Annotated in this window: 25 protein-coding genes and 1 pseudogene; 20 read left to right on the forward strand and 6 right to left on the reverse strand. The window is 69.8% G+C overall.

Features of this window, described 5'->3' with window-relative positions:
- Nucleotides 1-3: 3 nt before the first annotated feature.
- The gene (gene can / locus FHR56_RS04270) at nucleotides 4-666 is read right to left on the reverse strand and encodes a carbonate dehydratase (protein ID WP_160948265.1); all 663 of its coding nucleotides are present in this window, start codon (nucleotides 664-666) and stop codon (nucleotides 4-6) included.
- Between the two features lie 196 nt (nucleotides 667-862).
- Between can and FHR56_RS04275 the strand changes: the two are divergent.
- From FHR56_RS04275 to FHR56_RS04315, 9 genes and pseudogenes are all read left to right on the forward strand, one after another.
- Nucleotides 863-1494: pseudogene (locus FHR56_RS04275) on the forward strand (glycosyl hydrolase 108 family protein).
- The gene (locus FHR56_RS04280; protein ID WP_184502415.1) at nucleotides 1473-2051 is read left to right on the forward strand and encodes a DUF2589 domain-containing protein; all 579 of its coding nucleotides are present in this window, start codon (nucleotides 1473-1475) and stop codon (nucleotides 2049-2051) included. Before FHR56_RS04275 ends, FHR56_RS04280 begins: the two are co-directional and overlap by 22 nt.
- Nucleotides 2052-2063: 12 nt before the next feature.
- Nucleotides 2064-2696 carry a DUF2589 domain-containing protein gene (locus FHR56_RS04285; protein WP_160948267.1) on the forward strand — a complete coding sequence of 211 codons (633 nt, stop codon included), beginning with the start codon at nucleotides 2064-2066 and terminating at the stop codon, nucleotides 2694-2696.
- Between the two features lie 46 nt (nucleotides 2697-2742).
- Nucleotides 2743-3003 (forward strand): hypothetical protein, encoded by a 261-nt coding sequence (locus tag FHR56_RS04290; RefSeq protein WP_048492013.1) that lies wholly within the window; start codon nucleotides 2743-2745, stop codon nucleotides 3001-3003.
- The gene (locus FHR56_RS04295) at nucleotides 3003-3461 is read left to right on the forward strand and encodes a hypothetical protein (RefSeq protein WP_160948268.1); all 459 of its coding nucleotides are present in this window, start codon (nucleotides 3003-3005) and stop codon (nucleotides 3459-3461) included. The genes FHR56_RS04290 and FHR56_RS04295 overlap by 1 nt, the downstream gene beginning before the upstream one ends.
- The gene (locus tag FHR56_RS04300) at nucleotides 3454-3642 is read left to right on the forward strand and encodes a hypothetical protein (RefSeq protein ID WP_160948269.1); all 189 of its coding nucleotides are present in this window, start codon (nucleotides 3454-3456) and stop codon (nucleotides 3640-3642) included. The genes FHR56_RS04295 and FHR56_RS04300 overlap by 8 nt, the downstream gene beginning before the upstream one ends.
- 44 nt (nucleotides 3643-3686) lie before the next feature.
- A complete protein-coding gene (locus FHR56_RS04305) occupies nucleotides 3687-4469 on the forward strand; it encodes a hypothetical protein (protein ID WP_160948270.1) in 783 nt (260 codons plus the stop codon).
- 174 nt (nucleotides 4470-4643) lie between these two features.
- Complete coding sequence (locus FHR56_RS04310) at nucleotides 4644-5561, forward strand: hypothetical protein (protein ID WP_237473365.1); 918 nt, start codon at nucleotides 4644-4646, stop codon at nucleotides 5559-5561.
- Between the two features lie 328 nt (nucleotides 5562-5889).
- The gene (locus FHR56_RS04315; RefSeq protein ID WP_160948272.1) at nucleotides 5890-6600 is read left to right on the forward strand and encodes a response regulator transcription factor; all 711 of its coding nucleotides are present in this window, start codon (nucleotides 5890-5892) and stop codon (nucleotides 6598-6600) included.
- Between the two features lie 77 nt (nucleotides 6601-6677).
- Here FHR56_RS04315 and FHR56_RS04320 read toward each other — a convergent pair whose 3' ends face one another.
- From FHR56_RS04320 to asnS, 4 genes are read right to left on the reverse strand one after another with little or no spacing between them, the layout of a single operon-like run.
- Nucleotides 6678-7298 (reverse strand): FMN-binding negative transcriptional regulator, encoded by a 621-nt coding sequence (locus tag FHR56_RS04320; RefSeq protein WP_160948273.1) that lies wholly within the window; start codon nucleotides 7296-7298, stop codon nucleotides 6678-6680.
- A 7-nt stretch (nucleotides 7299-7305) separates the two neighbouring features.
- Nucleotides 7306-7620 (reverse strand): hypothetical protein, encoded by a 315-nt coding sequence (locus FHR56_RS04325; RefSeq protein ID WP_160948274.1) that lies wholly within the window; start codon nucleotides 7618-7620, stop codon nucleotides 7306-7308.
- Nucleotides 7617-7922 carry a hypothetical protein gene (locus FHR56_RS04330; RefSeq protein ID WP_160948275.1) on the reverse strand — a complete coding sequence of 102 codons (306 nt, stop codon included), beginning with the start codon at nucleotides 7920-7922 and terminating at the stop codon, nucleotides 7617-7619. Before FHR56_RS04330 ends, FHR56_RS04325 begins: the two co-directional genes overlap by 4 nt.
- Nucleotides 7923-7944: 22 nt before the next feature.
- A complete protein-coding gene (gene asnS / locus FHR56_RS04335; protein ID WP_160948276.1) occupies nucleotides 7945-9339 on the reverse strand; it encodes an asparagine--tRNA ligase in 1395 nt (464 codons plus the stop codon).
- Nucleotides 9340-9475: 136 nt separating this feature from the next.
- On the opposite strand from asnS, the gene FHR56_RS04340 reads away from it, so the two are divergent.
- From FHR56_RS04340 to zipA, 6 genes are all read left to right on the forward strand, one after another.
- Complete coding sequence (locus tag FHR56_RS04340; protein WP_160948277.1) at nucleotides 9476-9823, forward strand: iron-sulfur cluster assembly accessory protein; 348 nt, start codon at nucleotides 9476-9478, stop codon at nucleotides 9821-9823.
- A 180-nt stretch (nucleotides 9824-10003) separates the two neighbouring features.
- Nucleotides 10004-10438 (forward strand): 30S ribosomal protein S6, encoded by a 435-nt coding sequence (gene rpsF, locus FHR56_RS04345; protein WP_010342529.1) that lies wholly within the window; start codon nucleotides 10004-10006, stop codon nucleotides 10436-10438.
- 11 nt (nucleotides 10439-10449) lie between these two features.
- Nucleotides 10450-10680 (forward strand): 30S ribosomal protein S18, encoded by a 231-nt coding sequence (gene rpsR, locus FHR56_RS04350; RefSeq protein WP_002804494.1) that lies wholly within the window; start codon nucleotides 10450-10452, stop codon nucleotides 10678-10680.
- A gap of 190 nt (nucleotides 10681-10870) precedes the next feature.
- Nucleotides 10871-11320 (forward strand): 50S ribosomal protein L9, encoded by a 450-nt coding sequence (gene rplI, locus FHR56_RS04355; protein WP_010342531.1) that lies wholly within the window; start codon nucleotides 10871-10873, stop codon nucleotides 11318-11320.
- Nucleotides 11321-11649: 329 nt separating this feature from the next.
- Nucleotides 11650-15153 (forward strand): chromosome segregation protein SMC, encoded by a 3504-nt coding sequence (gene smc, locus FHR56_RS04360; protein ID WP_160948278.1) that lies wholly within the window; start codon nucleotides 11650-11652, stop codon nucleotides 15151-15153.
- A 114-nt stretch (nucleotides 15154-15267) separates the two neighbouring features.
- Nucleotides 15268-16002 carry a cell division protein ZipA gene (gene zipA, locus FHR56_RS04365; protein WP_160948279.1) on the forward strand — a complete coding sequence of 245 codons (735 nt, stop codon included), beginning with the start codon at nucleotides 15268-15270 and terminating at the stop codon, nucleotides 16000-16002.
- 382 nt (nucleotides 16003-16384) lie between these two features.
- On the opposite strand, the gene FHR56_RS04370 is transcribed toward zipA, so the two are convergent.
- Nucleotides 16385-17515: a pyridoxal phosphate-dependent aminotransferase gene (locus FHR56_RS04370; RefSeq protein WP_160948280.1), complete on the reverse strand. Its 1131-nt coding sequence runs from the start codon at nucleotides 17513-17515 to the stop codon at nucleotides 16385-16387.
- A 712-nt stretch (nucleotides 17516-18227) separates the two neighbouring features.
- Between FHR56_RS04370 and ligA the strand changes: the two genes are divergently transcribed.
- The 5 genes from ligA to mtnA all read left to right on the forward strand — a co-directional run bounded on the left by ligA (nucleotide 18228) and on the right by mtnA (nucleotide 24154).
- Complete coding sequence (gene ligA, locus FHR56_RS04375; RefSeq protein WP_160947869.1) at nucleotides 18228-20744, forward strand: NAD-dependent DNA ligase LigA; 2517 nt, start codon at nucleotides 18228-18230, stop codon at nucleotides 20742-20744.
- A complete protein-coding gene (locus FHR56_RS04380; protein ID WP_160947868.1) occupies nucleotides 20741-21226 on the forward strand; it encodes a GNAT family N-acetyltransferase in 486 nt (161 codons plus the stop codon). The genes ligA and FHR56_RS04380 overlap by 4 nt, the downstream gene beginning before the upstream one ends.
- A complete protein-coding gene (gene epmA / locus FHR56_RS04385; RefSeq protein WP_160947867.1) occupies nucleotides 21226-22176 on the forward strand; it encodes an EF-P lysine aminoacylase EpmA in 951 nt (316 codons plus the stop codon). The genes FHR56_RS04380 and epmA overlap by 1 nt, the downstream gene beginning before the upstream one ends.
- Before the next feature lie 199 nt (nucleotides 22177-22375).
- On the forward strand, nucleotides 22376-23020 hold the full coding sequence (locus tag FHR56_RS04390) for a DUF3011 domain-containing protein (RefSeq protein ID WP_160947880.1): 645 nt from the start codon (nucleotides 22376-22378) through the stop codon (nucleotides 23018-23020).
- Between the two features lie 69 nt (nucleotides 23021-23089).
- Nucleotides 23090-24154 carry an S-methyl-5-thioribose-1-phosphate isomerase gene (gene mtnA / locus FHR56_RS04395; RefSeq protein ID WP_160947866.1) on the forward strand — a complete coding sequence of 355 codons (1065 nt, stop codon included), beginning with the start codon at nucleotides 23090-23092 and terminating at the stop codon, nucleotides 24152-24154.
- Nucleotides 24155-24160: the final 6 nt, after the last annotated feature.

A 24160-nucleotide genomic window follows, 5' to 3' on the forward strand; every position in this document is an offset into this window, starting at 1 on the left:
CGCTCAGCGGTCCTCGCGGTCCTGGCTGATGCGCGCCAGGGCGGCATCGTAGCGCGGCGCCAGGTCGTCGATGCGGTCCAGTTCCATGCCCAGGTCGTGCACGCGGCCATCGCGCAGGCTGTAGACCCAGCCGTGCACGGTCAGTTCCTGGCCGCGCGCCCAGGCGTCGAGCACGATCGAGGTGCGGCTGACGTTGACCACCTGCTCGAGCACGTTGAGTTCGCACAGGCGCGCGTGCTGCACGTTGAGGTCGCCGGCCTGCTGCAGGCAGTGCTCGTGCTTCTCGGCCACGTCGGTGACGTGGCGGATCCAGTTGTCGACCAGGCCCAGCCGCGCGCGGGTCAGGCCCGCGTGCACGCCGCCGCAACCGTAGTGGCCGACCACCAGGATGTGCCGCACCTTCAGCACCTCGACCGCGAACTGGATCACCGACAGGCAGTTCAGATCGGTGTGCACGACCACGTTGGCGATGTTGCGGTGGACGAACACTTCGCCCGGCGCCATGTCGATGATCTGGTTCGCCGGCACCCGCGAATCGGAACAGCCGATCCACAGGTACTCCGGCGTCTGCTGCTTGGACAGGCGACTGAAGAACTCGGGATCCTCGCGATTGATGCGTTCGGACCAGGAGCGGTTGTTGTCCAGGAGTTGCGCGATTTTGCTCATAGCCCGGCATTATCCCAGAAGCCCGCGGCCGGTGCGCAGCCCGGCGCGGCGCACCGGCATGCGCGCCGGCGCGCCCTGATCGCCGCGGCGCCTCAGTGCGCAGGCGCCGCCGGATCGGGCTTTTGCCGATCCCGCCGCCGCGCACCGCTGCGCAGACTTCCTCCACGCCCACCAGCGGGCACCAGCGGAGGAACCCATGGCCGACTTCAACGCATTCTTTCCGACCCTGCTCAAGCACGAGGGCGGCTTCGTCAACGACCCGGTGGACCCGGGCGGCGCCACCAACAAGGGCATCACCCTGGCGACGTTCCGCGTCTACGCCAAGAGCCTGCTGCAACTGGAGCCGACCCTGGACAACCTGCGCGCGCTCACCGACGCGCAGGCCGGGGTGATCTACAAGACCTGCTACTGGAACGCAGTGCACGGCGACGAGATCGCGCTGCAGCCGTTGGCCAACATCCTGTTCGACTTCCAGGTCAACGCCGGCAGCAACGCGATCAAGCTGCTGCAGCGCGTGCTCAACGCACAGACCCCGGCGCTGAAGCTGCCGGAGGACGGCAAGCTCGGCCCGACCACCCTGGCCGCGCTGAAGGCGGCGGACCAGCGCGATCTGTACGCGCGCTACAAGCAGGGCCGGCGCGACTACTACCAGCGCCTGGTCGCGGCCCGGCCGCCGCTGGCCAAGTTCCTCAAGGGCTGGCTGGCGCGCACCGATTCCTTTCCCGACCTGAGTTGAGCACGCGCCCGGCGCATGCCGCCGATCCGCCGCCGTCGCCGACGGCGGCCTTCTTTCCCCAGGAGCGACCATGGCTGGACCGACCGCATTGAACGACCTGATCGAAGCGCTGGCCGGCGCGGTGATCGAGGCGCAGGACCGCATCGAGCAGCACCAGATGGCCAACCTCGGCGACTACTTCGACGAGTTCCACCGGCCCAAGAGCGTGATCATCCGCCTGCCGTCGCAGCACCCGCAGGCCGCCGAAGGCGACGAGGACTACTACCGCGCGCCGCTGCTGCCGCTGGTCTCGACCAATGTGCTGCGGATCAAGGACGTGGAGATCAGCTTCGATGCGCAGCTCGGCGACCTCGGTGGCCTGCAGTCGGCCGACGGTTTCTTCGCGCCGGAGCCGCCCGGCCCGAAAGCGGCCTGGCAGGCCAAGCGCACCGCCACCCGTTCCAGCGTGCGCGTGGATACCAGCGCCAGCGCGCGGAGCCAGCGCCAGAGTGCCGTCCACGTCGTGCTGCGCGTGGAGGGGACCGAACCGACTGACGGAGCGGCCAGATTGCTCAACCATCTGGCGCAGACGCAGGGCGTGTTCAAGACGGTCATGGCCGACAAGCCGGACGTCGCGGGCACGGACGATGTAACCAATCCCACCAACTAAGGAGTCACTGCAATGGCTGACGAACTCGTCAACATGTCGAGTCAATTCAAGGGTCTGCCGATGGGCGACCTGATCGGCGGACCGCTGGATGCGGCCTGCGACGCGCAGGTCAAGCTGGCCCGCGCCACCGCCGATTTCATCCGCGTCATCGGCTTCCTGCCGCCGGACACTCCGGACCCGAAGAATCCGCAGGCGGCCGGCGCCACCCGCACCGCCAGCTTCCGCTTCAAGCGGCCGGTCGACGATCCGGACAAGGCCGGCGGCATCGCCGAGGAGGAGGTCGAGCTGGAAGTGCCGCTGCTGGCCATCGTCAACGTGCCCAGCCTGAGCATCCAGACCGTGGACGTCACCTTCGACATGGAAGTGAAGTCGTCCTTCTCCGCGAAGGAAAAGACCGATGCCTCCGCGTCGCTGTCGGCGGACATGGAGTTCGGCTGGGGCATGTTCAAGGCCAAGGTGCACATCCAGGGCTCGGTCTCCACGAGCAAGGAAAACACGCGCAGCTCGGACAACTCGGCCAAGTACCACGTCTCGGTGCACGCCGCCGACAAGGGGCCGCCGGAAGGCCTGGCGCGGGTGCTGGACATCCTGCAGACCTCGGTGGCGCCGCGCAAGATCGGCAAGCCGGTTGCGGTCACCCCGTAATCCCATAGCCGTCCGTTGAACCATCTCGTCGGGGAACTCGTCAACGATGTTCGACCTTACTGAAGTCAAGTTCGTCAAGCGGGTCGTGGTCGGTAGCGACAACCCGACGCAGATGCAATCGCCCGAGCAGATCGAAGCGGCGCGGGCCTTGCTCAACCGGTGCCTGAGCGATTCGCCCAAGGGCGCGATCATCGGCACCGAGAAGAATTTCGCCGTGCTGCAGATCGGCGAGCACCAGGTGGTGATGCAGTGGCTGTGCTACCACGTGGGGTTTCCGCGCAAGCCCGGCTGGCTGAAGGACGACTGATGGCCAGGTTGCGCTGCGAATTCGACCTGCTGCTGCAGGGGCTGTCGGCGGCGCTGCTGGACGCGCAGCGCCGGTGCCGGGCCCGCCACGAGCAGGCCTTGCGCGCGTGCTTCGGCGCCGCCGAGACCGTGCAGGTGGTGGCGGAGGAGGCCGAGCCGCCGGCGTGGCAGATCCCGTTGTGGGAACTGCGCGCCTGGCAACTGCCGCAGATCGGCGAGCTGGCCCTGTCCTTCGACGTGGAGCTGGACGTGGTGGAGATGCCGGACGAGGCACCGCGCCTGCTGCTGCAGGTGTTGCCGCGACGGCCACGGCGGCCGGGCCACCGCCTGCAGGTGCTGTTCCGCGGCACCCACATCCCGGTCGGCGAAGTGCTGTTCGACGGGCAACTGCTGAAGCTGTGGCACCTGTCCGAACCGGCCGCGCCGCAGGACCCCGCCCAGGAGACCGCACATGCGTAGACACGGCTTTCTGCTGTCCCGGCACGACACCGACCTGTGGTGCCGAGAACTGCATATCGACCTGCGCTCGCTGGCCCGTGCGCAGCGGTCACGGCGGCGCCGGCGCCGGGCGCTGTGGCTGCTTGCCGTACTGTGCCTGGTGGCGGCCGTGTCGGCGCTGCTCTGGTTCGGCCTGTCCTGACCGCGCCCATCGTTTTCCCGTTCGTATTCCTACAGGAGAGTCGTATGCACATTCGTTCGCGTGGTGTTGCGCGTTTTCCGCTCTGGCTGGCGCTGGGCCTGGCCTTTTCGCCGATGGCCGGCGCCGCGCCGCAGGCGCCCGCTCCGGCGTTGTCGGACGCAGCGGCCAGTGCCGAGGCGCTGCCGGCCGGCGAATGGAACGGCACCCTGGCGCTGGACGCGCAGCGCCTGGCGGCGGTGCGCCTGGTCCAGCGCGATGACAAGGCCAGGTTGATGTTCGGCTCGCCGCTGAACTGCACGCTGCTGGTCAAGTCGCAACCAGGTGGCGGCTTCGCGCTGGACTCGATCAACGGCGGCGCCTATTGCGACAAGCTGATGGGCAAGCAATTGCACGTGCAACGCAGTGGCGACGACCTGCGCTTGAATGTCGACGGCAAGGACCTGCCGGTGGTGCTGCATAGCGATCCGGGGCAGCCCAGCCCGTTGCAGGGCAGGTGGCGCGGGATGGTCCGCACCGAGCGCGGCGATCGGGACGTTGTCGTGGAACTGAGCATCGCCGCGACGCCGCAGGCGCCCGGCAATGCCACGGTGCAGCTACGCTACGGCGCGCCGCGCGAGTGCAGGGTGCAAGGCCGCTACGTGGGCATGCGCGAAGCAGACGCGCTGTATGCGCTGGACATGAACGATCAGGGGATCTGCGCGCGATTGAGCGACGGCCAACTGACCCTGCGCGCCAGGCCGGACGGCGAGCTCGAACTGCAGACCGTGGACCGCGCCGGGACGCGTCGGGAAAACGCACTGCTGGAGCGCGCGCCCACCAATCCGTAGCCCGTCGCGCGGACGCGCCGGCCGTCGTTTCCGTCCAGGAGTCGTGCGATGAACCTCGTCTGGATCAAGACGCTGGCCGGCGCGCTGCGGCGCCGGCTGACCGCGGCCCGCAGTGCCGGGCCGCGCCTGCCGCCGCCGGGCATCCTGCCGCAACTGCGTGCGGAGTGCGAAGCGATGGCGCGTTACGCGCTGGAACACGGCATGGCGGTGCCGCCGGAGCTGATCGCGCGTCTGTCGGTGCTGGTCGGCGCCGGTTCCGCGGAGGGCGCGGCCGACGATGGCGAGATCGAGCCGCGCGCGCACGAACTGGCGGTGACCCATCGGCGCCTGGCGCAGCTGATCCGCCCGGCGACGCCGCAGGCGGTGTTCCTGCTCGATGCCGAGCGCCGCCGCCCGCACTGGGCCACGTTGCTCGGCCCGCTGCCGCTGGTGCGCGCGCTGACCGTCACGTCGCTGCTGTTCCTGTTCCTGGTGGTGGCGTCGGCGCTGTCCAGCAAGGTCAGCGCGGACAACGTGCGCCTGGGGTTCCTGGATTCGTCCGGCAGCGTGCTGCTGTGGAACGCGCTGTTCCTGCTGTTCTGCGCCGGCCTGGGCGCCTCGTTCTCTTCGCTGTTCCAGGTGCACCGCTACGTCGCCGACGCCACCTACGACCCCAAGTACGACGCCTCCTACGGCGCACGCATGATCCTGGGCCTGATCGCCGGCCTGATCCTGGTCGAGGTGCTGCCGCCGGATCTGTTCGAGAGCGGCAGCATGCGCAGCTTCGGCAAGCCGACCCTGGCGATGCTGGGCGGCTTTTCCGCCACTGCGGTGTACCGCCTGCTGCAACGCCTGGTCGATTCCATGGAAACCCTTGTGCGCGGAGACACCTCGGCGCAGGCGCAGGCCTCGCTGGAAGTGCAGCGCGCCAGCAACGACACCGAGCGCATGCGCTGGCAGGGCGAACTGGCCGCGCAGTTGATGGCGCTGCAGCAGTCGATCGCGGCCGGCACGCCGCCGGCGGCGATCCAGCAACGGCTGGCCGAGTTCGCCCGCGCGATGCTGCAGGTGGAGGCCGCCCGGCTGCCGCCACCCTCGGCTCCAGCCGACTGACGGCGCCGCCGAGGTGCGCGCAGCGCACCGGCCTCAACACCGATTTCATCGCAGGACTTCGTTCTGCGTCACAGCGCGAACGCGCTAGCACGGGATTCTGTCTACGAGGCTAGACGAATGCGGCAATTCGCACAATTTCAGCCGTCCTGCTCGCCCATATCAGCCTGAAACCGATGGCCGCCATAGCGCAGCGTGACAAGCTGAGGACGTAACGCAAGCGCAGGTTCAGCGCTGTCGCATCGATTGAAAAGGGGCGCGTCGCACTGCAGGGGAGGCGGGTTGCCGCGCGGTCGCGCGTTGGGAGTTCCATTGCCAACACAGGTAGAGAATGAACACACGTATCGTGATTGCCGCCGAACGCAGCATCGTGCTGGAGGGCATGGTGGCCCTGCTGAACAATACGCCGGACATCGACGTGGTCGGCCATGCGGTCGACGGACTGGAGTGCGTGCAACTGGTGACTCGACGGCAGCCGGACGTCGTGCTGATGGACGTGATGCTGCCGGGTCTCAACGGCATCGAGGCCACCCGCCGGCTGCTGCAGCGCAGCCCGCGCAGCAAGGCGATCTGCATCGCCGCCTCCGATGCCGCGGCCAACGTGCGCGCGGCCATCGACGCCGGCGCCAAGGGCTACCTGGCGCGCAACAGCACCTTCCACGAACTGTTGCGCGCGATCCAGCAGGTCGGCAACGACCAGCTGTACATCAGCCCGCAGTTGTCGCAGTCGCTGGTCAGCGAGTACCGCTGTCCGCCCGGCGACACGGTCTCCGCGTACACCCTGCTGACCTCGCGCGAACGCGAGATCGTGCAGTTGCTGTCCGAGGGCCTGTCGACCAAGGAGATCGCCGCGCGCCTGCACATCAGCGTCAAGACCATCGGCACCCATCGCGAGCACATCATGCTCAAGCTGGGCATGCAGAGCATCGCGCAGTTGACGCGCTATGCGATCCGCGAAGGCCTGTCGCCGCTGGAGGGTGGGCGGGCCAGTGCGCGCCGCGCCGAGCACGACCGGCAGGGGCCGGCCAGCCGCTGCGGATGAAGCGGCGAACGCCACTGCGGCGCGGCTGTGTGGCGACGGCGCGGGGTGCAGTCAGTCCCGCTGCAGGACAGCGAGGTTCAGTCCGGGCGGCGCGCGTGCATCAGCGCCGCGATGGCCTGCGCACCGGCGCCGGCCTGGGCCTGCAACGCCTCGCGCACCGCGGCCTGGTTCGCCGGCGGATGGTTCTGGCTGAGCTTGAACTTCAGGTCGACCCGCTCGACCTCGAGCCGGAAGCCGACAATCCCGCGCAACTGGCGCCGGTGCGCGTCGTTGCCCGGCTCGTAGCGCCAGTCGCTGCCCAGCGCACGCTCGTGGTGTTCGCTCAGCCGCGCCACCACATCGGCCAGCAGTGCTGCGTCGTCGCTGGCGTGCAACTGCCCGTGCAGGTGCGCGGTGGCGTAGTTCCAGGTCGGCACCCGCGCCATCGCCTCCTTGTCCGGGTACCAGCCCGGTGAGACGTAGGCATGCGGGCCGTGCACGATCAGCAAGGCCGGCCCGACGTGCCGCGCCTGCGGGTTGGCCCGCGACCAATGGCCTTCGACCAGGATGCGCGCGCCGTCGCGCCGGTACAGCACCGGCAGCGGCGTGGCGCAGGGCAGGCCGTCGGCGACGGTGACCAGGGTGGCGAACGGGTTGTCCGCGATCAACGCGTCGAGCGCGCCCAGGTCGTGTTCGGCGAAGGCGGGCGGAACATGCATCGCCGGCTCAGGCGCGTGCGCCCAGGGTCTGGGTCATGCGACCGCGCAGGCCGGCGTCGTCCTCGGCCTGCGGCGGCGACACTTCGCCCAAGGAGAAGCCGCGCGCCCGCGCATCGTCCTCGTCGAGACCGTCGAAGGCGACGAACTCGGCGTCGAACAGCGCCGCGCGGGCGGTGTCCTCGCTGTCGTAGCTGAGGGTGTTGCCGTCGCTGTCCAGCACCTCGGCGGTGCCGGCCGCGCGCACGCGCAGGCGTGCCCACACCAGCAGGCGGCCGAGACTGGCCAGGTACCACTGATCGTGGGCGGGGGAATCTGAGGTCATGGGATCACCAGGGAAAGCAGCCAGAGCAGGGCGGCCATGCCCAGGCCGAAGAAGATGGTCAGCAGCGACAGCCAGGCCGGCGTCGCCAGCCCGGACAGGCCGCGGTCGCCGAGCGGACGGTAGCGCCGCGCCAGCAGCCAGCCCAGCGCTGCGGGCTTGAGGAAGGCGCCCGGCCCGAACGCCGCCACCAGCGGCGGATGGCGGTCGCGGATGTGCACCAGGGTCAGCGGCCAGAAGATCAGGAACGCGCTGGCCCCGGCGATCGCCACGCCGACGAAGCACAGCGCGAAGAACAGGATCATGGCGCGCGCTCCCCGGCTCGCCTCAGAACTCGGCGCTGCCCGGCGCGCGCGGGTAGGGGATGGCATCGCGGATGTTGCTCAGTCCGCACACGTACACCACCAGGCGCTCGAAGCCCAGGCCGAAGCCGGCGTGCGGCACCGTGCCGTAGCGGCGGAAGTCGCGGTACCAGCCGTAGTGCTGCGGATCCAGGCCGAACTGCAGCATGCGCGCATCGAGCACGTCCAGACGCTCCTCGCGCTGGCTGCCGCCGATGATCTCGCCGATGCCCGGCGCCAGCACGTCCATCGCCGCGACGGTCTTGCCGTCGTCGTTCAGGCGCATGTAGAAGGCCTTGATGTGCTCGGGGTAGTTGGTCACCACCACCGGGCGGCCGACGTGCTGCTCGGTCAGCCAGCGCTCGTGCTCGGTCTGCAGGTCCAGGCCCCATTCCACCGGGAACTCGAACTTCTGCCCGGACTTCTGCAGCAGGCCGATCGCGTCGCCGTACTCGATGCGCTCGAACGGCGAGTTGATGAAGGTCTCCAGCTTGCTGATCGCGGTCTTGTCCATGCGCTCGGCGATGAACGCCAGGTCGTCGGCGCGCTCTTCCAGCACCGCGCGGAACAGGTACTTGAGGAAATCCTCGGCCACGCGCGCGTCCTCGGCCAGGTCGGCGAAGGCGATCTCCGGCTCGATCATCCAGAACTCGGCCAGGTGGCGGGTGGTGTGGCTGTTCTCGGCGCGGAAGGTCGGGCCGAAGGTGTAGACCTTGCTCAGCGCCAGGCAGTAGGCCTCGACGTTGAGCTGGCCGGACACGGTCAGGAAGGTTTCCTTGCCGAAGAAGTCGCGGCCGAAGTCGACCTGGCCGTGTGCGTCGCGCGGCAGGTTGGCCATGTCCAGGGTGGAGACGCGGAACATCTGCCCGGCGCCTTCGGCGTCGGAGGTGGTGATGATCGGCGTGCTGATCCAGGAATAGCCGTTGCTGTGAAAATAGCGGTGCACCGCCTGCGCCAGGCAGTTGCGGATGCGCGTCACCGCGCCGAACAGGTTGGTGCGCGGGCGCAGGTGCGCGACCTCGCGCAGGAACTCCGGCGACATCGGCTTGGGCTGGATCGGGTAGGTCAGCGGGTCCTCGACCCAGCCCACCACCTCGACCGCGCTGGCCTGGATCTCGTACGACTGGCCCTTGCCCTGCGACTTCACCAGCACGCCCTTGGCGATCAGCGAGCAGCTGCCGGTGAGCCGCTTGACCTCGTCGAAGTTGGGCAGCGCGTCGGTCGCCACCACCTGGATCGGGGCGAAGCAGGAGCCGTCGGTCACGTTGATGAAAGCCAGTCCGGCAGATCCGCGCAGCGTGCGCACCCATCCCCGCACCGTGACTTCGCCGCCTTCCGGGATCTTCCCGGCCAGCGCATGTGCAACGCTCACCACCGTCATGACTTGAATCCTCGCCGCAGCGACTCGATATGGAAGGGGCAAGTGTAATGGCTGGAGCGCAGCGCTTGCGAGGCGTGGCGGCGATCGGCCGCCGTCCTCCCTATAATGATCGTTCGCAGTCGCCGGAGTCGTTGCCATGGCCATCCGTCTCACCCCCGTCGCCCACGCCCGCGTGCAGCGCTTCGTCGCGCAGACGCCCGGTGCGCTGGGGTTGCGTTTCGGCGTGGAGCGCACCGGTTGTTCCGGCTGGGGCCACGTCACCGACCTGGCGCGCGAGGCGCGTGCGGACGACGCGGTGTTCGAGCAGGACGGCGTGCGCATCTACGTCGATGCGACCAGCCTGCCGCTGGTGGACGGCACCGAGATCGACTTCGCCAAGCAGGGCCTGGGCGAGACCTTCGTGTTCCGCAACCCCAATGCCACCGCCGAGTGCGGTTGCGGCGAGAGCTTCACCACCGACGCCGCGCACGCCGCCGCGCCCTGAGCGTTGCCGCGGCGGCCAAGCGTCCTGCATCCCGCCTCCCGTCGCGGCACCTTGCCCGCAGCGGCACTTCTGCGCCATAATGTGCGGCTTCCTGCCTTTCGGGGCAGGAGTCCTTGCCCCACCGCCGTCGCACCGCGGGGGGCTGTCCGGCCGCAAGGCCACATCCGAAAGGTAAACACCATGAGTCGTCATTACGAAATCGTGTTCCTGGTCCACCCGGACCAGAGCGAGCAGGTCCCGGCCATGATCGAGCGCTACAAGTCGCTGGTCGAGAACGGCAAGGGCACCATCCACCGTCTGGAAGACTGGGGCCGCCGCCAGCTGGCGTACCCGATCCAGAACCTGGTGAAGGCCCACTACGTCATGCTGAACATCGAAGTGGACCAGGCCGTGCTGAGCGAGCTGGTCGAGAGCTTCCGCTTCAACGACGCCGTGCTGCGCCACCTGGTGATCAAGCGCGACGGCGCCGACACCGAGCAGTCGCTGATCATGAAGAGCAAGGACGAGAAGGCCGACAAGCCCGAGCGCGGTGAGCGCCGTCGTCGCGACGACGAAGAGGGCGATGCGCCCGCCGCCGCCACCGAAACCGACGGCGACGCCGCCGAAGCCGCCTAAGGAGCACGCTCATGTCCAAGTTCTTCCGTCGTCGCAAGTTCTGCAAGTTCACCGCCGAGGGCGTCAAGGAGATCGACTACAAGGATCTCAACACCCTGCGCCAGTACCTCACCGAGAACGGCAAGATCGTGCCGAGCCGCGTGACCGGCACCAAGTCCAAGTACCAGCGTCAGCTGGCCACGGCGGTCAAGCGTGCGCGTTTCCTGGCGCTGATCCCGTACACGGACAACCACGACGTTTGATTCCGGGGTTTCCCGGAACGCCTGGCCCGCACCCTCCGGTGCGGGCATTCCACTGAAGTCTGGCGATTGAAGAGTGCGGTGCCGATCGGGCGCAATCCCGATTCCCGAATCCGAATCCCGGCTTCTCCTATTCGGACAGCACCCGTTGCGGCGGCCGCGTGCCGACGCTAACGAATAACGGAGCAAGACCATGCAACTGATTCTTCTGCAGAAAGTGACCAACCTGGGCGGCCTCGGCGACAAGGTCGACGTCAAGCCGGGTTACGGCCGCAACTACCTGGTGCCGCAGGGCAAGGCCGTGCCGGCCACCGCCGCCAACATCGCCGAGTTCGAAGCCAAGCGCGCCGAATACGAAGCCAAGGCCAAGTCGATCCACGACGACGCCGAAGCCCGCGCCGCCAAGCTGGAAGGCGCCAGCGTGACCGTCAAGGCCAACGCCTCCACCGAAGGCAAGCTGTACGGTTCGGTCGGCCCGCGCGACATCGCCGAGGCCTTCACCGCCGCCGGCATGCCGCTGGAGAAGGGCGAAGTGGTGCTGGGCGAAGGCGCGTTCCGCAACATCGGCGAGTACGAGGTGCTGGTGCGCCTGCACGCCGACGTGGAAACCACGGTCAAGGTCGTGGTCGAAGCCGACGCCTGATCGTAGCGTCATCGCTGGACCGACACGGGCACCGCAAGGTGCCCGTGTCGTTTTTGCGGACCTGCGCCGCCGCCGGCGGGTCGTGCGGCCTGGCCGGCACGGCCGGCAGGGCGCGATCGCCCGGCGTGTGCGACCGCCGTCGCATCGCTGCCGCCCGGCGTGGGCCGCCCCAGCCTTGCGCAGGGGCCGCTATACTCAGCAATTCGTGTCCGATGTCGACCCGGTGGTGTAGCCGCATCAATGGGTTGGACGCAGGACCTCACCTGGATCTTCATTAGCGGCAGCGCAGCTCGGAATGCCGGCGGCGCCTGCCATGGATTGCCCGCACCATGCGCCTGTCGACCATCAAGCTGTCCGGCTTCAAGTCCTTCGTCGATCCGACCACGCTGCACCTGCCGACCAACATGACCGGCATCGTCGGTCCGAACGGCTGCGGCAAGTCGAACATCATCGACGCGGTGCGCTGGGTGATGGGCGAAAGTTCGGCCAGCCGGTTGCGCGGCGATTCGCTGACCGACGTGATCTTCTCCGGGTCCTCGGCGCGCAAGCCGGTGTCGCAGGCCACGGTGGAGCTGATCTTCGACAACACCGATCACACCATCGCCGGCGAGTACGCCTCCTTCAACGAGATCTCGGTCAAGCGCCAGGTCAGCCGCGACGGCAGCAGCAGCTATTACCTCAACGGCACCAAATGCCGGCGCCGCGACATCACCGACCTGTTCCTGGGCACCGGCCTGGGCCCGCGCAGCTACTCGATCATCGAGCAGGGCATGATCAGCCAGATCATCGAGGCGCGCCCGGAAGACCTGCGCGTGTACCTGGAAGAGGCCGCCGGCATCTCCAAGTACAAGGAGCGGCGCAAGGAAACCGAGACCCGCATCCGCCATACCCGCGAGAACCTTGAACGCCTGGGCGACCTGCGCGAGGAGATCGGCAAGCAGCTCGAGCACCTCAAGCGCCAGGCGCGCCAGGCCGAGCAGTACCAGGCGCTGCAGGAAGAACGGCGGATCAAGGACGCGCAGTGGAAAGCGCTGGAGTACCGCGGCCTGGACGGACGCCTGCAGGGGCTGCGCGAAGCGCTGGGCCAGGAAGAGACCCGCCTGCAGCAGCTGATCGCCGAGCAGCGCGATGCCGAGGCGCGCATCGAGACCGGCCGCGTGCGCCGCGAGGAGGCTGCCGAGGCGCTGAGCACCGCGCAGGCCGAGGTCTACAAGGTCGGCAGTACCCTGGCCCGGATCGAACAGCAGATCCAGCACCAGCGCGACCTGTCGCAGCGCCTGCACAAGGCGCGCGACGAGGCGCAATTGGCGCTGGCCGAGCTCGGCCAGCATATCGGCACCGACGAGGCCAAGCTGGCGCTGTTGCGCGAATCGGTGGACGTGGCCGGCCCGCAGCTGGAGCAGTTGCAGGAAGACAACGAGTACAAGCAGGAAGCGCTGCGCGAGGCCGAGGCGCGCCTGGCCGACTGGCAGCAGCGCTGGGAATCGCATCAGCGCAACACCGCCGAAGCCTCGCGCGCCGGCGAAGTGGAGCGCACCCGCGTCGATTACCTGGACCGGCAGTCGCTGGAGGCCGAGCGCCGCCGCGAGGCACTGCAGGCCGAGCGCGCCGGGCTGGACCTGGACGCGCTGTCCGAGGCGTTCGCGCAACTGGAACTGCAGCACGAGACCCAGCGCGCCGCGCTGGACGGGCTGACCGAGCAGGTCGAGGCGCGCAAGCTGGCGGTGGCGGCGCTGCAGGACCAGCAGCGCTCGGCGCAGGCCGAGCTGGCCGACGTGCGCAAGCAGGCGCAGGCCGCACGCGGCCGGCTGTCGTCGCTGGAAACCCTGCAGCAGGCCGCGCTCGGCCAGGAGCAGGGCGCGGCGGTGGCCTGGCTGCAGGCGCGCGGGCTGGATTCGGCGGCGCGCGTCGGCGAGCGGCTCAGCGTCGAGAGCGGCTGGGAGAACGCGGTCGAAGGCGCGCTCGGGCAATTGATCGAAGGCGTGCTGGTGGAGGCGCCGGAGACCCTGGTCGACGCCCTTGGCGAACTCGGCGAAGGCCGCATTGCCCTGGTCAGCGGCGAGGACGCGGCCGAGACCTTCGCGCCGACCTCGCTGGCGGCCAAGGTGCAAGGCCCGATCGCGATCCGCCGGCTGCTGGCGCGGCTGCACGCGGCCGAGGACCTGGCTGCCGCGCGCGCGCTGCTGCCGCAGCTGGGCGAGGGCGATTCCATCGTTACCCGCGACGGCGCGCGCCTGGGCCAGGGCTGGTTGCGGGTGTCGCGCTCCGGCGCGGCCAAGCAGGGCGCGCTGCTGCGCGAGCGCGAGATCCAGAGCCTGCGCGGCCAGATCGAGACACTGCAGGAGCGCGAGGCCGACCTCGAGCAGCGCCTGGGCGAACTGCGCGCGCAGTTGCTGGCCGGCGAGCAGCAGCGCGAGGACGCGCAGCGCCAGCTGTACCAGGCGCACCGGAGCGTGTCCGAACTGGCCGGGCAGTTGCAGAGCCAGCAGGGCAAGGTCGACGCCGCGCGCACCCGCATCGAGCGCATCGAACTGGAGGTCGCGCAACTGCTGGAAACCCTCGACAGCAGCCGCGAGCAGGCACGCGAGGCGCGCTCCAAGCTAGAGGACGCGGTCACCAGCATGGGCGATCTGGAGTCGGTGCGGCATGCGCTGGAAAGCGAGCGCCGCCAGCTCACCGAAGCACGCGATCTGGCCCGCGACGCCGCGCGGCGGGTGCGCGAGGCCTCGCACGCGCTGGCCCTGACCCTGGAATCGCAGCGCACCCAGATCGCCTCGCTGAGCCAGGCGCTGGAGCGCATGGGCAACCAGCGCGGACAGTTGGACGCGCGCCTGGGCGAGCTCAGCGCGCAGTTGAACGAGGGCGACTCGCCGGTGCTGGCGCTGGAGGCCGAGCACCAGGCCGCGCTGAGCGAGCGCGTGCGCACCGACCGCGCACTCGGCGAGGCGCGCGCGCTGCTGGACGGCATCGACAACGAACTGCGCGCGCTGGAGCAGACCCGCCAGCAGCGCGACGAACAGGCGCTGGCGCAGCGCGAGCGCATCGCCCAGCGCCGGCTCGACCAGCAGGCGCTGGTGCTCAGCGCCGAGCAGCTGTCGGCCGCCGTGGTCAAGGCCGGCTTCGTGCTCGAGGACGTGATCAACGGCCTGCCCGAACACGCCGACCCGGCCGAGTGGGAGCAGGCGGTGCAGCAGATCGATGCGCGCATGCGCCGGCTGGAGCCGGTCAACCTGGCGGCGATCAGCGAGTACGGCGAGGCCGCGCAGCGCGCCGAGTACCTGGAAGCGCAGGACGTCGACCTGAACACTGCGCTGGAGACCCTGGAAGACGCCATCCGCAAGATCGACCGCGAGACCCGCGGTCGCTTCAAGGACACCTTCGACCGGGTCAATTCCGGCGTGCAGGCGTTGTATCCGCGCCTGTTCGGCGGCGGTCACGCCTACCTGGAACTGACCGGCGAGGACCTGCTGGACACCGGCGTGGCGATCATGGCGCGGCCCCCGGGCAAGCGCGTGTCGAGCATCTCGCTGTTGTCCGGCGGCGAGAAGGCGATGACCGCGGTGGCGCTGGTGTTCGCGATCTTCCAGCTCAACCCGGCGCCGTTCTGTCTGCTCGACGAGGTCGACGCGCCGCTGGACGAAGCCAACGTCGGCCGCCTGGCGGCGATGGTCAAGGAAATGAGCGAGAAAGTGCAGTTCCTGTTCGTCAGCCACAACAAGGCGACGATGGAGGCGGCGCATCAGCTCAGCGGTGTCACCATGCGCGAACCCGGCGTCAGCCGCCTGGTCAGCGTGGACCTCGAGGAGGCCGCGCGTTTGGCGGGCGCGGCCTGACGTGACATGCTAAAGGACGCGATGCGCGTGGAGGCGTTGGTCCCGGACCGGCAGGCCTCGTGCGCACCTAGCAGTTGTTTTCCCCCTGTGTACCCTTGCCGGAGTAACCCCTGAATGTCCGACATGGCAATGCTACGCATCGGCATCCTCGCCGCCGGCTTGCTGTTGATTGCGGCGATCTTCCTGTTCGGCCGCCCGAAGAAACCGAGCCAGGGCCGGCGCGTGGAACCGGCCGATCCGGCCGCGCCGCGCCGCGAACCCTCGCTGGGCGATGCCCCGGCCACCGGCGACGACGCGCTGGCCGCACCGGGTGCGGACGGCGAGGCGCGCGAACCCGAACTGGGCCTGCCCGCGGCGGAAGCGCCGGGTGCCGAACTCGGCAAGCGGCCGAGCCAGGATTTCGACAAGATCGTCTCGCTGTACGTCGCCGCCCGCGCGGGGCAGGTGCTGCGCGGCGAGGACATCGTGGTGGCCGCGGAGAAGACCGGCCTGACCTTCGGCCACATGAACGTGTTCCACCGCCTGGTGGAAGGTCATCCCGAGCGCGGTCCGATCTTCAGCATGGCCAGCATCATGAAGCCGGGCAGCTTCGACATGGCCCACATCCGCGAGATGGAGACCCCGGCGATCGCCTTCTTCCTGACCCTGCCGGCGCCGCTGACCGCGCTCGACGCCTGGGAGAAGATGCTGCCGACCGTGCAGCGCATGGGCGAACTGCTCGACGGCGTGGTCCTGGACGACAGCCGCAACGCCTTGGGCCGCCAGCGCATCGCCCACATCCGCGACGACCTGCGCGCCTACGATCGCCAGCACCAGGCACCGCCGTTGACGAAGGCGCCGCGCTGGTAAGCGCCGCGCCGGTGGCGCGCCGCCGGGATTGGGGAGTCGGGATTGGGGAGTCGCTTAAGGGCAGGGATTGGATAGGGATTTGTAAAAGCCAGTCCCTGTCGCGCTGATCCTCGAGCGCGCTTTTCCCTTCTCCCTTCAAGAGAAGGTGCCCCGAAGGGGCGGATGAGGGTACGACCGCCGCCGACGCCAGAAGCCCTGGCTTTTGGCTCTCGCGAACTCCAATCACCATTCCCGAATTCGGGCCCCGTCTGGCGCGCCGTGCCGGAGCTAGCGAATCGTGCATCGTGAATGCGACGCACCGAGGCAACACCAGCCACGCCTCAGCCCCACGGCAACCCGCTTTTACGAATCCCCAATCCCGACTCCCCAATCCCGGCGCGCGCTACTTGCGCGCCTTCACAAACGCCTCCCGGAACCGCAGCATCTCCGCTTCGCTGCCGACGGTGACGCGGACAAGCTTCGGCCAGATCGGCCAGCTGCGGCCGACGATCACGCCTTGCTTGGCCATCGCCGCGGCGAAGGCGGCGCCGTCGCGCTTGACGTCGACCATGAAGCAGTTGGCCTGCGACGGCAGGCACTTGTAGCCCTTGCTCTGCAGCCAGGCGATGGTGGCGTCGCGGATGCGTGCGTTCTCGGCGCGACGGGTCGGCACGAGTTGCAGGTCCTGCAGGCTGGCGATGCCGGCGGCGAGGGCGGGCACCGAGACCGGATTCTGGCCGAACGCGGCCAGCTTGGTCTGCAGCCCCGGCGCCGCCACCGCCAGGCCCAGGCGCAGCCCGGCCATGCCGTACAGCTTGGAGAAGGTGCGCAGCACCAGCAGGTCCTGGCGCTGGCCGATCAGGTCGATCACCGACGGTTCTTCGCTGTAGTGCAGGTAGGCCTCGTCGACCAGCAGCACGCTGGAGGCGGGCTTGTTGGCCAGCAGCCACTCGATGTCGGCGCGCTTGGTGATCGAGCCGGTCGGGTTGTTCGGATTGCACAGGTAGATCAGGCCGGCGTTCGGGTCGGCGCTGGCCATGGCCTTGACGTCGTGCGCGCCGTCGGCGCGCAGCGGGACGCGCCGCACCGGCGCCCCATGCGCGGCGGCGACATCGGCGACGGCCTCGAAGGTCGGGTCGGCCACCACCACGCCGGCGCGCGGCGAGGTGAAGGCGCGCGCCGCGCGCGCAAGCGGCTCGCTGGACCCGGGATATACCGCGACGTGGTCGGCCGGCAGATGCTGCTGGCCGACGAAGGCAGCGATCAGTTCGTCGGAAAGTTCGAACAGATAGCGGCCGCTGCGCGGCAGGATCGCCTGCGCCGCCGCCAGCGCTGCGGGCGCAGGACCCAGCGGGCACTCGTTGAAGTTCAGGTACACCGTGCCCGCCGCCGGCGCCACGCCGGGAGTCGTGACCGCGGCGGCGGCCGCCTTGCGTCGCGCCGCCTCCGCGACGGGCGCCAGGCCGACGGCGCCGAGCGCCAGGCCCGAGGTGGCCAGGGACAGGAAGGAACGGCGCGAGACCGGTAGCGACACGGGGCTCTCCAGAGCGGGCGGGGGAGGCCACGTTAACGGGGTGTTAATGGTGGGGCAAGGGTGGTGGGGGCGGGGATTCGGCATTTGGGATTGGCTTAAAAGCCGGGATTGGGGATTGGGGATTGGGGATTGGCAAAAGCCGGGGTGCTGACGTCGATGGCGCTGCGCGCTCCGTACCCTCACCCCAACCCCTCTCCCGGCGGGAGAGGGGCTTCGGCGTTTCCCTTCTCCCCTTGGGAGAAGGTGCCCCGCAGGGGCGGATGAGGGTCCGGGCGAAGCCTCGCATTGCCAGATCGGCGCGGGTATTGCGCGATCCGCACCCTCACCCCAACCCTTCTCCCGGCGGGAGAGGGACTTCGGCATTTCCCTTCTCCCCTCGGGAGAAGGTGCCCGCAGGGGCGGATGAGGGGCCGGGCAAAGCCTCGCATTGCCAGATCCGCGCGAGCGCTGCGCGCCGTACCCTCACCCCAACCCCTCTCCCGGCGGGAGAGGGGCTTCGGCCTCTTCCTTCTCCCCTTGGGAGAAGGTGCCCCGCAGGGGCAGATGAGGGTGCGACCGCCGCCGACGCAAGCAGTCCGAGCGTTGGCATTTGCGAATCCCAAAATCTCCAATCCCCAATCTCGGCCGTTAAGCCGATTCCCCATCCCGACTCCCCTGTCCCGGCCTTCCAGCTACTATCGCCCCCCTCTCCGTTACCGCATTTCCGCTGCGCATGACCGCGAATTCCGATCCCCAGCAGCGTGCCGCCGAGTTGCGCCAGCGCATCGACGACGCCAACCACCGCTACTACGTGCTCGACGACAACACGATTCCTGACGCCGAGTACGACGCGCTGATGCGCGAGTTGGAAGCGCTGGAAGCCGCGCACCCGGAACTGGCCAGCGCGGATTCGCCGACGCGCAAGGTCGGCGCGCGGCCGGACGGCGGCTTCCCGGAAGTGCGCCACGCGATCCCGATGCTGTCGCTGGCCAACGCCTTCGAAACCCCGGGCGTGGACGAGGACGCCGATGACCGTACGCGCTTCGCCGAAGTCGCCGATTTCGAGCGCCGCATCGAGCGCGAACTGGATCTGGCCGCACCCGTGTTCTCGGTCGAGCCGAAGCTCGACGGCCTGGCGATCAGCCTGCGCTACGAGGACGGCGTGTTCGTGCAGGGCGCCACCCGCGGCGACGGCAGCACCGGCGAGGACGTCACCGCCAACCTGCGCCAGGTGCGCTCGGTGCCGCTGAAGCTGCGCGGCCTCGGCACGCCGCCGCCGGCGGTGCTGGAGGTGCGCGGCGAGGTCTACATGCCGCGTGCCGCCTTCGCCGCGTGGAACGCGCAGGCGCTGGAGCGCAACGAGAAGCTGCTGGCCAACCCGCGCAACGGCGCCGCCGGCTCGCTGCGCCAGCTCGATCCGGCGGTCACCCGGCGCCGGCCGCTGGCGTTCTTCGCCTATTCGGTGGGCGAGGTGCGCGGCCTGGAGCTGCCGGAAACCCATTCGCAGACGCTGCAATTGCTGCGCGACTACGGCTTCCCGGTGGCGCCGGAGGCCGACACCGCCACTGGTTTCGACGGCCTGATCGCCTATTTCCGCCGCATCGGCGCCGCCCGCGACCGCCTGCCGTACGACATCGACGGCGTGGTCTACAAGCTCGACGACTACGACCAGCAACAGGCGATGGGCTTCGTCTCGCGCGCGCCGCGCTGGGCGCTGGCGCACAAGTTCCCGGCGCAGGAACAGTCCACCGTGTTGCGCGCGATCGAGGTGCAGATCGGCCGCACCGGCGCGGTTACCCCGGTGGCGCGGCTGGAGCCGGTGCAGGTCGCCGGCGTCACCGTCACCAACGCCACCTTGCACAACGCCGACCAGATCGCGCGGCTGGACGCGCGCGAGGGCGACACGGTGATCGTGCGCCGCGCCGGCGACGTGATCCCGGAAGTGGTGCGGGTGATCGAGGAACGGCGTCCGCCCGGCACCGTGCCGTGGATGATGCCGGCGGTGTGCCCGGTGTGCGGCTCGGAGCTGGTCAAGGAAGAGGATGCGGTGGCCTGGCGCTGCAGCGGCGGCCTGGCCTGCGCCGCGCAGCGCAAGGAGGCCTTGCGCCACTTCGCCTCGCGCCGCGCGCTGGACATCGAAGGCCTGGGCGAGCGCCAGGCCGACGCCCTGGTCGAGTTCGGCTTCGTGCAGTCGCTGGCCGACCTGTACGCGTTGAGCGTGGAGGACCTGGTGCGGATGAAGGCGGCGCTCGACGCTGCAACTGCTGCCGACCTGCTGCAGGCGGTGGAGGACAGCAAGGGCGCACTGGCGCTGGACGCGGCCGGCCGCGCCGCGCTGGACGACGAAGCCACGCCGTGGCGGCGCGCCGATTTCCTGCGCACGCACCTGGCGGTGGATCTGGGCGGCAAGCTGGCGACCAAGTGGGCCGAGAACCTGGTCGCCGGCATCGACGCCAGCCGCGCCACGACCCTGCCGCGCTTCCTGTTCGCGCTGGGCATCCCGCACCTGGGCGAGACCACGGCCAAGGCGCTGGCCCATTGGCTGGGCTCGCTGGCGTTCGTGCGCAGCACCCCGGCAGTGCTGTTGCAGGCCTTGCCGGACATCGGCGGCGAGGTGGCGCGCTCGATCGCGACGTTCTTCGAGCAGCCCGGCAATGCGGAGGTGGTTGATGCGCTGATCGCCGCCGGCATTCGCTTCTCCGACGAGGGCGCGCCGCCGGCGGAATTGCGCGAGCGGCTGGACCTGGCGCATCTGCTCGGCACGCTGCCGGTGGACAAGCTCGGCGGCAAGAGCGCGCAGCGCCTGGCCGCCACCTACGGCACCCTGGACGCGCTGCTGCGCGCCAACGAAAGCGGCTGGACCGGGGCCGGCCTGTCCACGGCAGGTGCCGCCAACCTGGCCGCATACCTGGCCGATCCGGCGCAGAAGCAGGCCTTGCTGGAGGCCGAGGCGGCGATGCGACGCCTGCTCGATGCCGCGCCGGCGCAGACGCGGCGCCGCGCCGGTCCGCTGGACGGGCAGACCGTGGTGCTGACCGGCACGCTGACCGCACTGACCCGCGACGAGGCCAAGGCGCAACTGGAGGCGCTGGGCGCCAAGGTGGCCGGCAGCGTGTCGAAGAAGACCGCGTTCGTGGTCGCCGGCGAAGCCGCCGGCTCCAAGCTCGACAAGGCGCAGGAACTGGGCGTGGCGGTGTGGGACGAGGCGCAGTTGCTGGCGTTCCTGCAGTCGCCGGGGCAGGGCGCATGAGCGCGCCCGGCACGGTGCAGGAAGAACTGCGCTGGCGCACCGCCGGCACCGTCGACCAGCCGGCCTTGCTGGCGATGCTGCAGGCGTTCTACGCCGAAGACGGCATCGCCTTCGATGCCGAGCGGGTGACGCGCGGCCTGCAGGCGCTGCTGGCGCAGCCGGCACTGGGCGAGGCGCTGCTGTGGCTGGCGCCGGACGGTGCGGTGGTCGGCTATGCGCTGATCACCGCCTGCTTCAGCGTCGAACTGGGCGGGCGCTATCTGCTGCTCGACGAGCTGTACCTGGGCCCGGCCGCGCGCGGCCGCGGCTGGGGCCGGCGCGCGGTGGCGCTGGTCGAGGCGCGCGCCCGCGCGCTGGGCGTGGACGTGCTGCGGATGGAGGTCAACCACCACAACGCCGCTGCCAAGCGTCTGTACCTGGGCCTGGGCTACCGCGACGACGCGCGCGACCAACTGAGCCGCCGGCTCGACATGGCGCCCTGATGGACCTGCTGTCCACCCTGCAGTTGCGCGCCCGGCTCAATGCCGCCATCCGCGCCTTCTTCGCTGCGCGCGGGGTGCTGGAAGTGGAGACGCCGATGCTGTCGGCCGCCGGCAATACCGAGCCGAACATCGACAGCTTCCAGACCCGCTTCAGCGGCCACGTCGATGCCGGCCCGGCATTGCGCTGGCTGCGCACCTCGCCCGAGTACCCGCTGAAGCGGCTGCTCGCCGCCGGCATCGGCGACTGCTACGAACTGGGGCGGGTGTTCCGCAACGGCGAGGCCGGCGGCCGCCACAATCCCGAGTTCACCATGCTCGAGTGGTACCGGGTCGGCTGGGATCACCGGCAGTTGATCGAGGAGACCGTGGAGCTGGTGCGCACCGCGCTGGCCCTGGTCGGGCGCAGCGCCACGCTGCAGGTGCTCAGCTACCGTGCGCTGTTCCTGCAGGGGCTGGAGCTGGATCCGTTCGCCGCGCCGCTGGAGGCGCTGCAGCAACCGTTGCGCGATGTCCGCATCGACGCCGAGGGCCTCGGCCGCGACGACTGGCTGGACCTGCTGATGACCCATCGCCTGCAGCCCGCGTTCCCCGCCGACCGTCTTACCGTGGTCCACGATTGGCCGGCCAGCCAGTGCGCGCTGGCGCGGGTCCGCGATGGCGATCCGCCGGTGGCCGAGCGCTTCGAACTGTACCTGGGCGGCTACGAACTGGCCAATGGCTATCACGAGCTCAACGATGCCGCCGAGCAGCGCCGGCGTTTCCTGCGCGACCATGCGCTGCGCCAGGCGCGCGGCGCGGTGCTGCCGCCGCTGGACGAACGCCTGCTGCAGGCGCTGCCTTCGCTGCCCGATTGCGCCGGTGTGGCAGTGGGCGTGGATCGGCTGCTGATGGCGATGCGCGGCACCGCGCAGATCGGCGATGTGCTCGCCTACGATTTCGCGCATGCCTGAACCGGCCGTCACGCGCTGCCACGGCGCGTTGTTGCGTTGTCCACACCGATGATGGTTTGATCGGGCACGGCATGCGCACGCCGCGCGCCAGCAGGTCTTCGTTGTTCAGGTTCTAGGCATAGGGGCAGAGCCAAGCATGAAGTGGGCGTACGGGCTCGGTGGCTGGTGTTGGCTGGGATTGGCGGCAAGCGTGTGGCCGATGCCGTCGCCGGCACAGACCGCCGATGCGTACGACGCAGCGGTGGTGCGCTGCGAATCGCGCGACATGACCTGGGTGCACTGCCCGATGCCGACCGCGCAGGGCGTGCAACTGGTGCGGCAACTGTCCGACAACGACTGCATCCGCGGCAGCGAGTGGGGCTCCGACGCCACCGGCGTATGGGTGACCCTGGGCTGTCGCGCCGAATTCCGCCCCAATCCGGGAGAGGCGCCGCGCAGTGCCATGCGCCGCGTGCTGCGCTGCGAGTCCGATGGTCGCCTCGAGAGTTGCCCGGTGATGCTGCGCGGCGCACCGGTGCGGCTGATGCGGCAGCTGTCGTCGGTGCCATGCCGCGAGGAGCGCAGCTGGGGCGTGCGCCGCAACGAGATCTGGGTCGCGCGCGGCTGCCGCGGCGAGTTCGAGATCGGTGCCGCCGACGGATCCGGATTCCCCGCCGGTCCGCGGCCGGTGCTGTGCGAGTCCAAGGGCAAGGCCCGGCGCCGCTGCGGCGTCAGTGTGCAGGACCATGTCGAGCTGCGCCGGCAGCTGTCCGGCGCGGCCTGCGTGCAGGACGATAGCTGGGGCTGGGACCGCGACGGCATCTGGGTCGACAAGGGCTGCCGCGCCGAGTTCAGCGTCAACTGAGCGCTGGTGCGGCGCTTCGGCGCCGTGCGCCGCCCTCAATCCGCAATCGCCGGCGTTTACAATGGGGCGATGAACGCCGCCCTCGATATCGATTACGCCCGCTACGACCATATCCGCCCGATCCTGTGGACCGGCGACGCGCTGGAACTGCTGGACCAGCGCAAGCTGCCGTTCGCGGTGGAGCACGTGCGCTGCAGCGACAGCGATCAGGTCGCCGCGGCGATCCATGCCCTGGCCGTGCGCGGCGCGCCGGCGATCGGCATCGCCGCCGGCTGGGGCACGGTGCTGGCCGCGCGCGAGGTGCAGGCCGACAACGGCGCCGAGGCGCTGCTGAAGCTGGAGCCGGCCCTGCAGCGGCTCAATGCCGCGCGGCCCACCGCGGTCAATCTGGCCTGGGCCCTGGCGCGCATGCGCACGGCGCTGGGCGCGGCCGGCAGCGACTGGCGCTCGGTGCTGGAGCGCGAGGCGCAGGCGATCGCCGAAGAGGATCTGGCCGCCAACCGCCACATGGGCGCGCTCGGCGCCGGCCTGATCGCCGCCGGCAGCGGCGTGCTGACCCATTGCAACACCGGCTCGCTGGCCACCGCCGGTTTCGGCACTGCGCTGGGCGTGATCCGCGCCGGCGTCGCCCAGCAGCGCATCGCCAAGGTGTTCGCCGGCGAGACCCGGCCCTGGCTGCAGGGCGCGCGGCTGACCGTGTGGGAGCTGCAGCAGGACGGCATCGACGCGACGCTGATCGCCGATTCGGCGGCCTCGCACCTGATGAAGACCGGGGCGGTGCAGTGGGTGATCGTCGGCGCCGACCGCATCTGCGCCAACGGCGACACCGCCAACAAGATCGGCACCTATCAGCTGGCGATCGCCGCGCGCCACCATGGGGTCAGGTTCATGGTGGTGGCGCCGTCGTCCACCGTGGACATGGACACCGCCGACGGTGCGCAGATCGAGATCGAGCAGCGCGATCCGGGCGAACTGTTCGGCGTCGGCGGCACGCGCACCGTGGCCGACGGCATCGCCGCCTGGAACCCAGTGTTCGACGTGACCCCGGCGACGCTGATCGATGCCATCGTCACCGAGCGCGGGGTGATCGAGCAGCCGGACCTGGCGCGCATGCGCGCCGCCTTCGGCGGCTGAGCGCCG

The sequence above is a fragment of the Xanthomonas sp. F10 genome, from assembly GCF_014206815.1.
GTDB lineage: Bacteria > Pseudomonadota > Gammaproteobacteria > Xanthomonadales > Xanthomonadaceae > Xanthomonas_A > Xanthomonas_A indica.